Genomic DNA, 13975 nt, shown 5'->3' on the forward strand with positions numbered 1-13975 from the left:
ACCCTCCTGACCGGCGTCACGGCGGTCGCGCTCGGAGTCGACACCGTCCTGCTCGCGCGGCTGTCGTCGGGGAGCGGCGGCGCGTCGGTCGAGAAGAGCCTGTTCCAGCGACCTCGCCCCCCTCCCATGGAGAACGCGCCGGCTGCTCCGCTGCGCGCGGCGGCGCCCGTGCGAAGCGGCTTCATGACCGTCCAGGCCAATGCCGCCGGCGCTCGGCTCCCAACGCTTCCGATCGAGGGGGCGATGCCTCCGCTCACCGGCGCCGTCGAATGGCTCAGTTCGCCCCCGCTTACGGCCGAGGCGCTGCGCGGCAAGGTGGTGCTGGTCGACTTCTGGACCTACTCGTGCATCAACTGCCTGAATGCGCTGCCTCACGTGCGCGACTGGCACCGCAAGTACAAAGACCAGCACCTGGTCGTGGTCGGCGTGCATTCACCCGAGTTCGCCTTCGAGAAAAGCATCAACAATGTGAAGCGCGCAGTGCACAGGCTCGAGGTCGCTTTTCCGGTGGCGATCGACAACAACTACACCATCTGGCGCGCCTTTGGCAACAACTGCTGGCCGGCGCACTACTTCGTCGACGCCAAGGGCCGCATCCGCTTTCATCACTTGGGCGAAGGCGAGTACGAAGAATCGGAGCAGGTGATCCAGCAACTCCTGGAAGAAGCACGCAAGGAAGCAAGGCCGATATGAAGAATCCATCGAACCCCGGTTCGCCGCGACGTCTCGCAATTGCCGCGCTCGCGCTCCTCGGCGGCGCGGCGGTGTGGCATGCCATGCCCTCGCTCGCAGCGGAGGCGGCCGTGGTCATTCCGGCGCCGGCGGAGGATCTGGCCGCCGCGCCAGGCGCGGCATCGGAGACGGCCGTGATCGCCGGCGGCTGCTTCTGGGGCGTGCAGGGTGTCTTCCAGCACGTGAAGGGCGTGACCAGCGCCGTGTCGGGCTATGCCGGCGGCGATGCAGCCACGGCGAAGTACGGCGCGATCGGCTCGGGACGGACCGGCCACGCGGAGGCCGTTCGCATCACCTACGATCCGCGGCAGATCAGCTATGGACTACTGCTACAGATCTACTTTTCCGTGGCGCACAACCCGACTGAGCTGAACCGCCAGGGGCCGGACAGCGGCACCCAGTACCGCTCGGCGATTTTTCCGGTGAATGCCGACCAGGCAAGGGTGGCTAAGACCTACATTGCGCAGCTTGACAAGGCCAAGGTGTTCGGCAGGTCGATCGCCACCACCGTCGAGCCGACGAAGGCTTTCTACCCGGCGGAGGCGTATCACCAGGACTACATGACGCGCAACCCGCGGCAGCCCTACATCGTGATCAACGACTTGCCCAAAGTCGGCAACCTGAAACGCGTGTTCCCCGACCGCTATCGCGCCGAGCCTGTGCTGGTGGGTGCCACCGGCACCTTGCAGTAGCGCAATCGACGCGTGAAGAAGTTTATCCTTCTTATCGTCTCGCACGCGGTCGTGGCGGCCCTGGGCTTCGGCGCGGGCATCTATGCCTTGCCCATCCTCACGGCGCCGCGCGCACCCGCCCAGGCCGAGGTCACTGCACTGGCCGCACAAGCGCAGTTCACCGGCCGATTCAGGCGCGACTTGACAGGCAGCGATGCCCTTCACTGGGGTGAAGGCACGGTGGCTGTGAGCCGCAGCGCGGTGTCACTGCAAGGCAGTGTTGCGCCTGGGCCCGACTACAAGCTCTACCTCGCGCCGGAGTTCGTCCAGACCGAGGCCGACTTCCTGCGGCTGAAGCCGAAGATGCTGCGCGTGGGCGACGTGAAAACCTTCGAGAACTTCATCGTGCCGATGCCGGCATCGGCCGATCCGACGGCCTACAACACGGTCATCGTCTGGTGTGAATCGTTCGGCCAGTTCATCACCGCGGCTCAGTACCGATGATGGCGTTGTTAGAGGTCGCGCGGTAAGTGGAGAGCATCTAGGCGAGCATCCATCTCCTGGGGGTGTGGGTGCAGCAAGGTAGGCCTAGCGGATCGGGCCCGTGACGCCCTTGGGACGAGAATGTCCGGCAACTGAAGATTTGCTGCAGTGCACACCCCTCTGGATCCTTTCCTGGATGACGACATCAAGCGCCTGACCGCCCTCCTCTCCCAGGCGGGGGAAACTCAGGAGCGGATGCGCCGAGAGCACGCCGAGGCAATGGCCGCGCGCGATCAGGATCTGCGTCAGGCCGAGGACCGGCATGCAGGCCAGGAGAAGCGGATGTTGGCCGAGGTGGACCAGGCCAGGCAAGCGGCCTGGCGCTGGAATCCGAGTTGGCCAGGGACCGTGCCGCCAGGGCCTGCTTGATGATCCATCCACGCGAGCCCCCGATTCCAAGCGAATACGGGGCTATAGGCTTGGACGAACCGGGGGGAACGACGGGGGGCACGGTCTTATCACCTTCTGCGCTTGATGGTGCTCGTGCTAGTCAATTTTTGCGAGGCCTTGTTGTTTGAGCCAGTCATCCGCACGGGGAAGCCCGTTCGGTGCCAGCCGGTGCAACTCATAGTACGGGACCAGGGGCGCGAACTGCTCGTAGAGCTCGACGAGCGCGCCCACCGGTTCGGGACTAATGTCGATGCGCAGATCCAGCAGTGCACCTTCGCGATCTCCGAACACCGCAATATCGGCCGATCGCTGCCCACCGTGCTGGCCGCCGGCGTCGCGGCCGCCTTCCAGACAGGCCAGAAGGCGGCTGGCGAATGGCTGGCCTTCGCTTTTGAGATAGGCTTGTTCCATTCCCTTGGTGGTTTCGGGGCCGACCAATACGTTGCCGAGAACAACGAATCCATCGCCAGTGATGTGGCCGGCGTAGGGAAAGCAGCTCGCACCGGTAAAGGCGCTGACGCGTCCCTCGGCGTCAATGGCGGCGAGCTGACGATATGCGATGTGTTCATCTGACCGCACCATCGTCTGCATCGCAAACTCGGCGCCAAGGCCATTGGAAATCATGACCGCCCCTACTTTGTGACACCGGCCGACTGTGCTGATCCCTAGGCACAGTCCTAGCTTGGGCACGTGGCGGTAGAGATCCAGCCCCCCCGCGGCAAGGGTTCTGGTGGTCTTGGCTACACCAATCTGGCCGGTGGCCTTGTCTCGGGCGACAATCGCAAAGGTCATACTTCTTCTCCAGCAATGAAATGAGTTCCACCACGATCTGCTCTGGAAAACTTGGGCATGCAGGTTTCCGATCGAGGTGCAGACTACGCGAGGTCAAACGTCAGGACACCCAGTTCGCCGTCGAATTCGCTCTCTTCCAACTTGTATTCGGGCGACGTCGCGCTGACGCTATCACCGCCCACGTTGAAGCCGTTTTGATTCAAGAAAGTCCGCAGAGTCCGAGCCACTCGCCCCTCGGCGACCACTGCACCATTGACCTCAATCGTGATCTTCGCAGCGGCGCCAGGAGCATTCCGCTCCATCGTCAAGCGTGCAGTGATCGTGGATTCGCCGACGTTCAGCCTTTGGGTGGCCGCCACTCGGCACGTGCACGGAGAGATTGCGTTGTAGTAGAAAACTGGGATGCTGTCCTTCAGATAGAAGCTGTAGCCGCAAACGGAGCTGCCATGGCAGGCGATCACCCCGTTTCCCCCGTTCGGACCCACGACGACCTTGCAGTTGATGGTGAAAGAGCGACCGACGGTATGCGGGGCGGCATCGTTGTGAAGACGCCTGATCCTGCGCCGAAAGCTAAACGACCGTCGCGCTGAGCCCAGGCTGGGCTTTCCTTCAGCGCCCAACGCTGGGGAATGGATCGGCAGAATGTTGTTGGATGCCGCGAGAGACCCAAAGAGTCTCTTCATCTGCTCCAGCCTCTCAGGCTCCCGGGATGCAAGATCGATCGCCTGGCTGAAATCGGACGAAAGGTAATATAGCTCCCACGACTTGTCATCAAGCTCGGTCGTCTTGCGACTCGCAAAGCCTTCCCAAGGATCGTTTTCAGGGGTCGAGCACGCCATCCATCCGTCGTGGTACACCCCCACGTTCTGCATGGATTCGAAAACTTGTGTAATGCGTGCCGGCGGGGCTTCAGCGCTTCGTGCAGCGTACAGCATGCTGGTCCCGTCGATAGAATCTTGCAGGATCCCGTTGATGCTGTTGGGGGCCTCCACTCCTGCAGCTTCGAGAATGGTTGGAAGAACGTCGACAACGTGGTGGAACTGGGCTCGTACCGATCCATGATCGGCGATGACTCCCGGCCACGACATGACCAGGCCGTTGCGTGTTCCACCAAAATGGGAGGCAACCTGCTTGTAGTACTTGAAAGGCGCGTTGATCGCCCACCCCCACGCTGCGGGAAAGTGGTTGTACGCCTTGGGCCCCCCGATCTCATGGATCTGCTTCAGTTGGTCCTCAAAAGCTTCGTCGAAGCCATTCGCCCAGGATTGCTCGAACAGCAAGCCGTTGAATCCCCCTTCCGCACTGCCACCATTGTCACCCTGGATGAACAGTACAAAGGTGTTGTCGAGCTCACCGAGTTCCTTCAATGACGCGAGAATTCGACCAACGTGATGATCGCAATGGTCGAGCGCTGCCGCGTACGCTTCCATCAGTCGTGACGCCAGAAGCTTCTGGGTCGGGGACAATGTCGTCCATGCTGGGAGGTTGTCCGGCCGCTCAGTTAGCACGGTGTCTTGCGGGAGCAATTTCAGCCGCTTCTGCCGCTCGAAAGTCTCTCGACGCAGTTCATCCCACCCAAGATCGAAGCGGCCGCGGTACTTCTGTAGCCAAGCCTCGGGTGCATGATGCGGCGAATGCGCCGTTCCGCTCGCGTAGTAGATGAAGAACGGCTCTTCCGGCGCAGTCGCCTTCTGATCGAAGATCCATTGAATGGCGCAATCTGCCAGCGTTTCGTCGAAATGCTTGCCGGCGTGCTTGTCATCGATGTATGTAGTGTTCTCTACGAGATCCGGGGCCCACATATTCGTGTCGAAGCCCAGAAATCCATAGAAGTAATCAAAACCCAGCCCCGTCGGCCACCGATCGAACGGGCCGAGCGCGCTCATTTCCCACTCAGGTGTGATATGTCCCTTTCCGAACATGGCGGTGTGATAGCCACTCGCCCGAAGGATGTCGGCTATGGTTCCGGCGGTTCTGGGGATCACGCTGGTATAGCCGTCATAGTAGGAAGGGCGCGCCGTCACTCGCCCCATCCCAACCCGGTGCGAGTTGCGGCCCGTCAGCAACGCGGCACGGGTCGGCGAACACATAGCGGTCGTGTGGAACTGCGAAAAGCGAACTCCGCTGCCCGCAAGCGCGTCCAGATTCGGGGTTTGTATGGGACCGCCGAAAGTACTGCATGCCCCGAAGCCGACGTCGTCGGTCAGAAAGAGGAGCACGTTGGGAGAGCCTTTGGCCGTCGGCCGTTTCGGCCATGTGTTGTGGAGGTTCACGTCTAGTCTTCTCGCGAATGGCACATTGCATCGATTGCGGATCACAGGTCGCTCAGGTCACCCGTGCTTGACCGCGATGGTTTTGAGCACAGTGAAGCCCAGTAGAGCTTCAAATCCCTTCTCTCGCCCGTAGCCACTGGACTTGACGCCACCAAAGGGTAGTTCCACGCCTCCGCCTGCGCCATAGTTGTTGATGAAGACTTGCCCGCAACGCAGTTTGCGCGCGATGCGAAGCTGTCGGGCACCATCACTGGTCCAGACTCCGGCGACCAAACCGTAGTCGGTTCCGTTGGCAAGGCGGATTGCGTCGGCTTCGTCGTCGAACGGCATGGCTGCAAGCACCGGCCCGAAAATCTCGTGTTGCGCGATGCCGTGCTCGTGCGGCACGTCCCGCAGGAGCACAGCTTCCTGGTAGAAGCCGCCAGAGGCGGCTTCGGGGTGCACTTCGCCACGTGCCATGACGCGCATTCCATCCGTCTCGGCGCGAAGCAGAATCGACTTGACCTGGTCATACTGTTTGCGATTCACCAGTGGCCCCATATCCAGCTCCAATGCGGGAGGGCCCGATCGCAAGGCTCGGAATCTGTGCGCCAAGGCGTCCAACAGCGTTTCGTATACCCCTCGTTGCACGAGCAGCCGGCTGCCCGCCGAGCAGGTTTGGCCGGCATTCTGGACGATGGAATTGACAATGACAGGCAGCGCGGCATCGAGGTCCGCGTCATCAAACACGATCTGCGGCGACTTGCCGCCAAGTTCCAGCGTCACGGGGCATTGATGCTTGGCCGCGGCCTCGGCCACAAGGCGTCCAGTAGCAGTCGAACCTGTGAGGGAGATGTGATCTATCCCCGGGTGGGCGCACAGCCATGCACCGACCTCGTGGCCGTAGCCTGTGACCACATTGAGGGCGCCCGGGGGAAATCCCACTTCGGCTGCGAGCTCCGCCAGCCGCAGCAGGGATAGACTCGCATCCTCCGCCGGCTTCACCACGCAGGCATTGCCAGCCGCCAATGAGGCACCGACCGTGCGTCCGAAGATCTGCATGGGATAGTTCCATGGAACGACGTGGGCCGTGACGCCGTGCGGCTCGCGAATCGTCATCACCAGGTAGCCGACTTCGTACGGCAAGGTCTGTCCCTGTAGCTTGTCGCAGGCGCCGGCGTAGTATTCGAAGTACCGGGCCAGTGCCACCGCATCCGCACGTGCGGTCTTCAGCGATTTCCCGGTATCGACGGCCTCTATTGCGGCGAGTTCTTCGGCACGTTCGGAGATGGCAGCAAAGAAGCGATAAAGCAGCTGACTGCGTTGGACGGCGCTCAAACACCCCCACGGGCCGTCGAAGGTGCCTCCGATCGCCGCACGCGCTGCTGCCACGGCTGCATCCACGTCTTGTTGTTCGCCGCGAGCGATCTCGCCTATGTTGAGGCCGGTGCTCGGGTCGATGACTGGAATGGTTGCCGCCTGACTGGCCACCCACGTGTTCGAGATAAAGTGCTTCTTCATGATTAGACCTTCACCCGGAACGATGGCGATGCTTTCGCGGCTGGCGGCCAGCATCTGCCAGTAGCGAGACCAATTCTGGAACGTCGGCGCGGTGGCCGCCCGTTTGTACTGCGGCGCCCAAGGTTTGAGCGACTGCATCGCCGATGCGGCACACCGCTCCCGCATCGGTGGCCATCTGCACGTAGTAGTTCAGGTCCTTCAAGGCGTTGCCCATGGAAAACTGCAGCCCCGCACTACTCCCGGAAAGGATGTAAGGCTTCAGTCGGTCCAATGTGACCCCTGCGCCGCCGCCGGTTGCCAGGACGTCGACAAATAGCTCGCGCTGGATTCCGCTGCTCGCCGCGCAGGCGGCAGCTTCTGATAGGAGGGCCGCGCTCCCCAGCGACATGAAGTTGTGCAGCAGCTTGAGCCGGTGACCAGCGCCAACGGGGCCAACATGAACGATGTTCTCCGCGAAGCAGCGCAGCACGGGCATCGCGCGGTCAAGTACCTCGGCGTCCCCGCCTACCAGTAGATTCAGTCGCCCTTCCTCAGCGTGCTGCGATGTCCGGGTCATGGGAGCATCGAGGAACAGCCCCCCAGCGGCGTGCACCAGGGACGCCATGCGCTCCGTAGAAGATGGGATCGTCGTAGAGCAGTCGACAACAATGGTGCCGCGACGAACGCCTTCTAGAACACCATTTGGACCGGTGAGGACCGCCTCCACTTCCGGGCTGCCGCTCACGCAGAGGATGACCAAGTCACTCTTCGCCGCCAACGCGCTCGCCTGAATCTCTGCAATGGCGCCCGCCTGCAACAGGTCTTCCATGGGCTGGTTGCCAGAATGTTCCAGGACAACAAGCGCATGACCGTGTTTGGCAATATTGCGAGCTATTCCCCGGCCCATCAGGCCTATCCCCACAATGCCTACGGATATGTCAGGTGAACGTTCCATGAATTGCAAGTCCCATGAGTGCAATGTGTTTGTAGAAATGGAATCCACTAGCGCGCCGCGTGATGCGGCGCAAGCAAGTCCGCGGTTGACCGTGGCCGCGAACAAAGTGCACGCGAGCACGCGCAGTTGAGGAGGCCTACTCTCCGAACTTCACCGGCGTCGTCTCCAATGTCTTACGAATGGCTTCCGCGTCGCGCGCCACAATGTTCGCTAGCTCTGAGGCGCTCGTGGGCCGTACATTCAATCCGAAGTTGAGAAATCGCTCCGGTGTTCCTGGTGCACCCAGAGCTTCATTGAGTGCTTGCCCGACCTTGCCAGTTGCCTCCGCGGGTGTTCCACGTGGCGCGAACAGCGCGAAGTTGATCTCTTGCACATATCCCGGGACGTACTTCGCGATATGCTCTGCGCCAGGTACCAAATTTGATGGCTCTGCCGACGTCACAGCCAGGACTTTGAGCTTGCCCGCTTTGATGTAATCGTTAATTGCTCCCGATGGTGTGCTGAAGAAGATCCTTACTTCTCCGCCAAGGGCAGCTTGGAGAACTGGCGCAGTGCCGCGATAGGGAACGTAGACCAGCTTGACGCGAGCCTCGCGGGCCAAGACTGCAGTAGCAATCTCGAGGATGGGGCCGCCCCCGCCAATGTAGACCCCCGCTTCTTGCGTTCGAGCCCAATCGAGAAAGCTGGGAAAATCGTTTGCCGGGAGGCTGCGATGGGCGATCAGTGCGATCGGGGTGTTCCCCACACCAGCCACAGGCACGACAGATCGCGCCGGGTCGAAGCTGGGATCCTTTGTGATCAGAGGAACCTGCACAAGCCCGGTCGTCGTGGTGAACAGAAACGTGTACCCGTCGGGCGCAGCGTTGGAGGCCGCGAGGATTCCGACGGCACCCGCCCCCCCGCTTCTGTTCTCAACGACGATCTGCTGCCCCAGGGATGCACTCATCTGCTGCGCGAGGTAGCGCAACACAACGTCACCTGGCCCCCCAGCCGGGAAGTTGAGTACTATTCGAATCGGCCGAGATGGCCAAATCTCGGCTCTGGCGAGACTGTATGGACCAGCTCCCGCAGCGAGGAGAAGAAAACTTCGTCGTCCCAGCATATGACCTCCAGACGTGCTTGCAGCAGATGGCGGTGTCCAGCTTCTGAAACCGGAATAGGTATTCTCATTCTCATTTTTTGCCTTGTCAATGAGTCGTGATCGTTTCTCTATGAAAACTGAAGAGTTCGGCGTGCTAGAGAGCATCACTACGTGGGCGGCGGAAGGACGCCTGCCGGAGATGCTTCCTACGAAACAAGCCAGGAGTGTCAAAACTGCTGCTGCTCTGATCGGTGCAGGACGACAGATGCTGAGAGAGATGTCGCTAGAGGAGCTTTCGATCGACGAACTCTGTGAGGAAGCAGGAACGACTGTCGGTGCCTTCTACAGGCGATTTGAAAGTAAAGGCGATTTTTTTGTCACCATGCAACGTGTCCAGACCATGCGGACGGAGCAGTCGATTCGGGCGTTCATCGCACGCCACCCTCCTGGCCAGTCATCCCTGGAGATGCTTTGCGAAGACATTGTGCATGAGACTGTCGATAACTTCCGCAGCAACCTAGGCGTAATGCGCGCATCGCTTCAACACAGCAGAGAGGGCATGTGGAAGGTCATCAAGGAGTCTGGCGACCGTTACCGTTCGATGTTGGTACTCTTGTTGACCCCTTACATGGACGGGATTCCCGTCGCAGAGCGACAGTTTCGTATTCTTTTTGCCTATCAGGCGCTGGCCGGTGTGCTGGTGCACGTCGTACTCAACGACCCAGGCCCGCTGAGCCTTGGGAATAAGAATATCGAGAAGGAGCTGCTTAGATTGACGCACGCCTACCTCACCGCCAAATGAGCGCCTGCATTGTCGATCGGTGCCTGCATCGGCAACGCCTTTGCCCAGCTCGCCAATCCCGGGCTCGGCCCAGCATTGATCGCGATGGGCATGGCCGGCTTTCTCGCCGCCGTCACCCAGGCACCGCACACGGCCTTGATCATCGATACCGACGATGGGGTGCTTGCGCAGCAGGCTGGAGAAATCCAGCACCTCCGGCCTGTCCAGCCGCCGCTCGATGATGCGGTTGCGGTCGCCCAGATAGCTGAAGAACTTGGGATACAGCTCGAACATGCGTTCCTTTCGCAGCCAGTGCCCTCTTCGCCGCGGCCTCTGCCAATGCCGGCGCGAGCTGGTCTGTTGGCATCGACTTGCCGGGCGTTGCCATTGGCGTTGCCGAACCGGGCCCCGTGCAGTACTACCAACCCGCGCCGGTCTACTCGGCGCCGGCGCCCGTGTACTACGAGCCGGCACCGCGCGCGTACTACCGCCCGCCGCCGCCGGTCGACTACCGTCCGGCGCCCGTGTACGACGTGCAGCCAGCCCCGGGCTACTGGCGAGGCGAGCGCTGGCGCCATCGCCATCACCAACGCGACTGGGATGACCGCGGTGACCGGGACTATCGGTACTGAGACGTGCTGAATGCCCGGGGGGCCGGAAACGAACCGGCACGCCGCTCGTGCGGGGGCTTTTGAGTCCCCTCCTGAGATGAACTGGACGCACTGGCCTCGAGCCTTTTCGGAATCAGGCTTGTTGGCCTTGGAATGGCCGGCCGCAGCAGCTTTCACCGCCCAGCCAGCCCCGCTGGAAGGCGCTGCGGCCGTACTGACTTCCGGGCCTCGCCAATCACCGCTGGCGCGAGCCATTTCGCAAGGTTCAGAAGGGATGCGATGTTGGAAGGCGGGGTGGAGTTCTTGGCCTCGACTGATTCCGAGCCGGCGACAGCGTGGGTTCACTGAGCAGGGGCCAGGGGCCAGGCGCGCGGCGGCCCGGAGCCTGCGACGCGCCGCCGCGTGCGCAGAAGCGCAGGAGCCGGGGGGCGCACTCGGGCTACGCCTGATCTGCCTTGAACACGTGACATTCGGTTGATGTCCCAGGAAGTGGTGTAAGTCTTCTTTCACTCGCTGCGCGGCAAGGCGCGTAGGGCGTAGCCCGAAGCGGCTTGCCGCGCAGCGACCGCTCTCTTCGGGGGGAGGTCATCGTGAAGTCCGGATAAGGTTTGAGGTGCGACCCACCAAACCCTGTCCATAAAGGAAATCACAATGACCACCGCCACTATGGCATTAGCCGAGCTCGCCGAGAAGGGAGCCGATGTCGATGTCCTGCGCCAAATGGTTCAGTTCATGGCCCAGCGCCTGATGGAACTCGATGTCGAAGGCCGCTGCGGCGCTGCCTACGACGAGAAGAATCCCGAACGCCTCAACAGCCGCAACGGCTACCGCGAGCGCACCTGGGACACCCGCGCGGGCAGCGTCGAGCTGAAGATCCCCAAGCTGCGCCAGGGCAGCTACTTCCCCGAGTTCCTGGAGCCTCGGCGCACCGCCGAGAAGGCGCTCACCGCCGTCATCCAGGAAGCGTACGTGCAAGGCATCTCCACCCGATCCGTGGACGACCTGGTCAAGTCGCTGGGCATGAGCGGCGTCTCCAAGAGCCAGGTCAGCCGCCTGTGCGGCGAACTCGACGAGCGCGTCAACGCCTTTCTTGGACGGCAGATCGAGGGCGACTGGCCCTACCTGTGGATCGATGCCACTTACGTGAAGACGCGCGAGGCCGGGCGCATCGTGAGCGTAGCGGTGATAGTGGCGGTCGGCGTGAACACCGACGGCCAGCGTGAAGTGCTGGGTTTGAAGGTCGGGGCCTCGGAAGCTGAGCCCTTCTGGACCGAGTTCCTGCGCAGCCTGAACCGTCGAGGTCTTCGCGGTGTGAAGCTCGTGATCAGCGACAGCCACGAGGGCATCAAGGCGGCCGCCGCGAAGGTGCTGAAGGCCACCTGGCAGCGTTGCCGGGTGCACTTCATGCGCAACGCTCTGGCGCATGCCGGCAAGACGCAGCGGCGCATGGTCTCGGCCGCCATCGGCACGGTGTTCGTGCAGGACTCGGCCGATGCAGCGCGCGCGCAATGGCGGTCGGTGGCCGATCAGCTCCGAGACAAATTCCCCAAGCTCGGCATCCTGATGGACGACGCCGAGAACGACGTGCTGGCCTTCATGACCTTCCCGCGGGCGCACTGGACGCAGATCTACTCGACCAACCCTCTGGAGCGGCTGAATGCCGAGATCAAGCGACGCACGAACGTCGTGGGTATCTTCCCCAACGACGCCTCGATCACGCGCCTCGTCGGCGCCATGATGCTCGAACAGAACGACGAGTGGTCACTCAACCGGCGCTACATGCAGCTTGAAGGCTTGCAGACCCTGAGCGACACTGCGCCCACTCGGCTGTCAGCAGTGGCTCGCTGAGTACCGTGCATCTCAGCCCTCTCCGGGCTGTGGACCTACACCACGGAATGGGACGCGACCGACATTCGTCCCATTGCGCCCGGGCAAGGGCAGCACATACTGGCTGCGCAGAGTTCCATTTTCACCACCGATGAATATTTCCTCGGCGCGCGAGGACACCGATCCGCCAGCCGCCCCACCAGATTGGACGATCGAGGTGGGATCCGGGCCCGTGGGCGAAGGCCTCTATTTCTTTGCCGCTGTGAAGCGGGCTGGGCAGCTGATGTTCCGGATTGGGATGGGTGGCATCTGCGAAGAGGCCAAAGCGAAGAAGTTGTTGGCAGCCAAGGCGCGAGCCTGGATCGACGACTTCCTGATCCGAGAACATCAATCGGGCGCTTCCTCCCAAGGCGACTGAGCTGTTTTGCCAGCCACAGCTCAGTCCCTTCGAGCCCTGGTCGACGTCGCTGACCTCAACGTGTCAGAAGCGCTCAATCTCCTTGATCTCCGGACTCTCCTACCGCTTGCACATGGCCGGAATGTAGCGACTCAGAAGGGTGTCGGCCGGACCGGCCCGAGCCAGACCACCGCCGCGGCATCCGGCGGCAGCGATCGCAGCCGCTCGTCGCGCCACAGCTCCGCGGCCACTTCCTCCAGCTGCAGGGGGTCCACGGTGCGCCACTGCTGCTGCAACCGGTGCGCGCAGGCGGCAATCCAAAGGTCTGCAGGCGTCTCGTCCATGCCCCAAGCATAGTAGAAAGCTGTATATTTATCCAGTGCTATACGACGTCACACTCCTTCGCCGACGAGGCCTTCGCCTGAAGCGCTCCGATTTGGAGCCGCCCATGCGCGGCACCTTGCGGATTACCGAGATGGACCGCGCCATCAACAACAGCAAACGGAACTTGCTGAGGGTTGATCTCTGGGCGGCCTTCGAGACCAGCCGCATGCGCAAGCTGGCGCCCATGAGCGACCCTGTGCTGCTGCCGACGATGGGCGACGGCCTGCTCATTGCAGGAACAGAGCTTCAGTCCGCGGGCGACAAGATCTGGGAGCACCGCCAAGTCTGGCTGTGCCGACCAACGACCGAACCGGAGCGTCCCTGACAGCGTTTCCCATCATGAATCATGATCTATTCGGAGTCTCTCCCACGCTGCTCCGCGCGCCCTCCTGGCTCGGCCGCGACGTTGCGGAGGAGATTCAGCTGCCGTTAATGCCTGGCGACTACAAAGTGATCCCAGGTGACGACCGCTGGACAGTCACCTGCCTCAAGACCGGGGAGACCATCTACCGCGGCATCGAGCCGGTCGAAGTCCTGCGCGGGCCGGCGCCGTTCTGAGAAAGGGGGAAGGCAATGAGGCAAGCAAACGTTCCGACCGTCGCCGATGGCCAGCAGCGCTCACACAGCCAGGAATGGCAGTCGGCCTTCATCCGTGAGTGGTATCGCCTGGCCGAGGGCTGTGCGGATCTTGAGCAGACGGCCGATGCCGCGCTCGAGCTCTACACCGCCCACGCCGCGCGCAACCCCCAGGAGGTCGCTCGCGAGGAATGGGGCACGCCGGCCTGATCATTGCCACTGCCCGCTCAACGGCCGTCCGCAAAGCATCGCCAACCCTGTCGGATTTGACAGTGGCGCGCCGCCGTCACTCGCGCGAAAGTCGTGGTCCTGCAGCACGTCGCCTTGCCTCTTCATACCCTCGAGCACCATTCGTCCCCAGCAATTGCTCGGCCACGCGGGCAGATGCCACTACCTGCGCGCAATAACATGTCCGCCGCGCCTGGCGGCTGGCTGACGGCACTCGAGTGGCTGTCGAAATCTCTGGTGGAGACCTTGCCAGCC

The 13975-nt window shown here is 62.2% G+C and carries 15 protein-coding genes and 3 pseudogenes; 12 read left to right on the plus strand and 6 right to left on the minus strand.

Annotated features, from left to right (window positions below):
• Positions 1–3: 3 nt before the first annotated feature.
• From GXN78_RS30195 to GXN78_RS30210, 4 genes and pseudogenes are all read left to right on the plus strand, one after another.
• A pseudogene (locus GXN78_RS30195) lies at positions 4–693 on the plus strand (redoxin domain-containing protein); the annotation flags it as partial.
• Complete coding sequence (msrA, locus tag GXN78_RS30200) at positions 690–1424, plus strand: peptide-methionine (S)-S-oxide reductase MsrA (protein WP_106560060.1); 735 nt, start codon at positions 690–692, stop codon at positions 1422–1424. The pseudogene GXN78_RS30195 and the gene msrA, both read left to right, overlap by 4 nt.
• 12 nt (positions 1425–1436) lie before the next feature.
• Entirely contained in the window at positions 1437–1907 is a 471-nt protein-coding gene (locus tag GXN78_RS30205; protein WP_106560059.1) for a DM13 domain-containing protein, read from the plus strand.
• Positions 1908–2054: 147 nt separating this feature from the next.
• Positions 2055–2315, plus strand: a complete 261-nt coding sequence (locus GXN78_RS30210) for a hypothetical protein (RefSeq protein ID WP_106560058.1) — start codon at positions 2055–2057, stop codon at positions 2313–2315.
• Between the two features lie 117 nt (positions 2316–2432).
• Here the strand turns inward: GXN78_RS30210 and GXN78_RS30215 are convergent, their stop codons facing one another.
• The 5 genes from GXN78_RS30215 to GXN78_RS30235 form a co-directional block, all read right to left on the minus strand.
• Positions 2433–3128, minus strand: a complete 696-nt coding sequence (locus GXN78_RS30215; protein ID WP_106560057.1) for a DUF1028 domain-containing protein — start codon at positions 3126–3128, stop codon at positions 2433–2435.
• 83 nt (positions 3129–3211) lie between these two features.
• Positions 3212–5401: an arylsulfatase gene (locus GXN78_RS30220; RefSeq protein ID WP_164255897.1), complete on the minus strand. Its 2190-nt coding sequence runs from the start codon at positions 5399–5401 to the stop codon at positions 3212–3214.
• 57 nt (positions 5402–5458) lie between these two features.
• Complete coding sequence (locus GXN78_RS30225) at positions 5459–6904, minus strand: aldehyde dehydrogenase family protein (protein WP_106560075.1); 1446 nt, start codon at positions 6902–6904, stop codon at positions 5459–5461.
• 7 nt (positions 6905–6911) lie between these two features.
• A complete protein-coding gene (locus tag GXN78_RS30230) occupies positions 6912–7835 on the minus strand; it encodes an NAD(P)-dependent oxidoreductase (RefSeq protein ID WP_106560055.1) in 924 nt (307 codons plus the stop codon).
• A gap of 136 nt (positions 7836–7971) precedes the next feature.
• Positions 7972–8802 (minus strand): tripartite tricarboxylate transporter substrate binding protein, encoded by an 831-nt coding sequence (locus tag GXN78_RS30235; RefSeq protein WP_164255899.1) that lies wholly within the window; start codon positions 8800–8802, stop codon positions 7972–7974.
• 244 nt (positions 8803–9046) lie between these two features.
• Here GXN78_RS30235 and GXN78_RS30240 point away from each other — a divergent pair, with 244 nt between their 5' ends.
• From GXN78_RS30240 to GXN78_RS30260, 5 genes and pseudogenes are all read left to right on the plus strand, one after another.
• Positions 9047–9718: a TetR/AcrR family transcriptional regulator gene (locus GXN78_RS30240; protein ID WP_164255901.1), complete on the plus strand. Its 672-nt coding sequence runs from the start codon at positions 9047–9049 to the stop codon at positions 9716–9718.
• A pseudogene (locus GXN78_RS30245) lies at positions 9719–9862 on the plus strand (chloride channel protein); the annotation flags it as partial.
• A gap of 140 nt (positions 9863–10002) precedes the next feature.
• Positions 10003–10329: pseudogene (locus GXN78_RS30250) on the plus strand (hypothetical protein); the annotation flags it as partial.
• A 630-nt stretch (positions 10330–10959) separates the two neighbouring features.
• Positions 10960–12156: an IS256 family transposase gene (locus GXN78_RS30255; RefSeq protein WP_106560052.1), complete on the plus strand. Its 1197-nt coding sequence runs from the start codon at positions 10960–10962 to the stop codon at positions 12154–12156.
• 130 nt (positions 12157–12286) lie between these two features.
• Positions 12287–12553, plus strand: a complete 267-nt coding sequence (locus GXN78_RS30260; RefSeq protein WP_106560051.1) for a hypothetical protein — start codon at positions 12287–12289, stop codon at positions 12551–12553.
• Positions 12554–12684: 131 nt separating this feature from the next.
• Here GXN78_RS30260 and GXN78_RS30265 read toward each other — a convergent pair whose 3' ends face one another.
• Positions 12685–12876, minus strand: a complete 192-nt coding sequence (locus GXN78_RS30265) for a hypothetical protein (RefSeq protein WP_106560050.1) — start codon at positions 12874–12876, stop codon at positions 12685–12687.
• A 104-nt stretch (positions 12877–12980) separates the two neighbouring features.
• Between GXN78_RS30265 and GXN78_RS30270 the strand changes: the two genes are divergently transcribed.
• Genes GXN78_RS30270 through GXN78_RS30280 form a run of 3 tightly spaced genes read left to right on the plus strand, consistent with a single transcriptional unit; the run spans position 12981 to position 13702 of the window.
• Positions 12981–13241: a hypothetical protein gene (locus GXN78_RS30270; protein WP_106560049.1), complete on the plus strand. Its 261-nt coding sequence runs from the start codon at positions 12981–12983 to the stop codon at positions 13239–13241.
• Between the two features lie 14 nt (positions 13242–13255).
• On the plus strand, positions 13256–13474 hold the full coding sequence (locus GXN78_RS30275; protein ID WP_106560048.1) for a hypothetical protein: 219 nt from the start codon (positions 13256–13258) through the stop codon (positions 13472–13474).
• Positions 13475–13489: 15 nt separating this feature from the next.
• Positions 13490–13702, plus strand: a complete 213-nt coding sequence (locus tag GXN78_RS30280) for a hypothetical protein (RefSeq protein ID WP_106560047.1) — start codon at positions 13490–13492, stop codon at positions 13700–13702.
• Positions 13703–13975 lie beyond the last annotated feature (273 nt).

The sequence above is a fragment of the Variovorax sp. WS11 genome (genome assembly GCF_010499245.1).
In the GTDB taxonomy this organism is placed as follows: Bacteria; Pseudomonadota; Gammaproteobacteria; order Burkholderiales; family Burkholderiaceae_C; genus Variovorax.

What these genes read in the sequence shown, in the direction of transcription:
- GXN78_RS30240 (WP_164255901.1), top strand. Translation starts at nt 9,047, where the DNA reads ATGAAAACTGAAGAGTTCGGCGTGCTAGAGAGCATCACTACGTGGGCG.
- GXN78_RS30280 (WP_106560047.1), top strand. Translation starts at nt 13,490, where the DNA reads ATGAGGCAAGCAAACGTTCCGACCGTCGCCGATGGCCAGCAGCGCTCA.
- GXN78_RS30230 (WP_106560055.1), bottom strand. Translation starts at nt 7,835, where the DNA reads ATGGAACGTTCACCTGACATATCCGTAGGCATTGTGGGGATAGGCCTG.
- msrA (WP_106560060.1), top strand. Translation starts at nt 690, where the DNA reads ATGAAGAATCCATCGAACCCCGGTTCGCCGCGACGTCTCGCAATTGCC.
- GXN78_RS30265 (WP_106560050.1), bottom strand. Translation starts at nt 12,876, where the DNA reads ATGGACGAGACGCCTGCAGACCTTTGGATTGCCGCCTGCGCGCACCGG.
- GXN78_RS30260 (WP_106560051.1), top strand. Translation starts at nt 12,287, where the DNA reads ATGAATATTTCCTCGGCGCGCGAGGACACCGATCCGCCAGCCGCCCCA.
- GXN78_RS30270 (WP_106560049.1), top strand. Translation starts at nt 12,981, where the DNA reads ATGCGCGGCACCTTGCGGATTACCGAGATGGACCGCGCCATCAACAAC.
- GXN78_RS30275 (WP_106560048.1), top strand. Translation starts at nt 13,256, where the DNA reads ATGAATCATGATCTATTCGGAGTCTCTCCCACGCTGCTCCGCGCGCCC.
- GXN78_RS30215 (WP_106560057.1), bottom strand. Translation starts at nt 3,128, where the DNA reads ATGACCTTTGCGATTGTCGCCCGAGACAAGGCCACCGGCCAGATTGGT.
- GXN78_RS30255 (WP_106560052.1), top strand. Translation starts at nt 10,960, where the DNA reads ATGACCACCGCCACTATGGCATTAGCCGAGCTCGCCGAGAAGGGAGCC.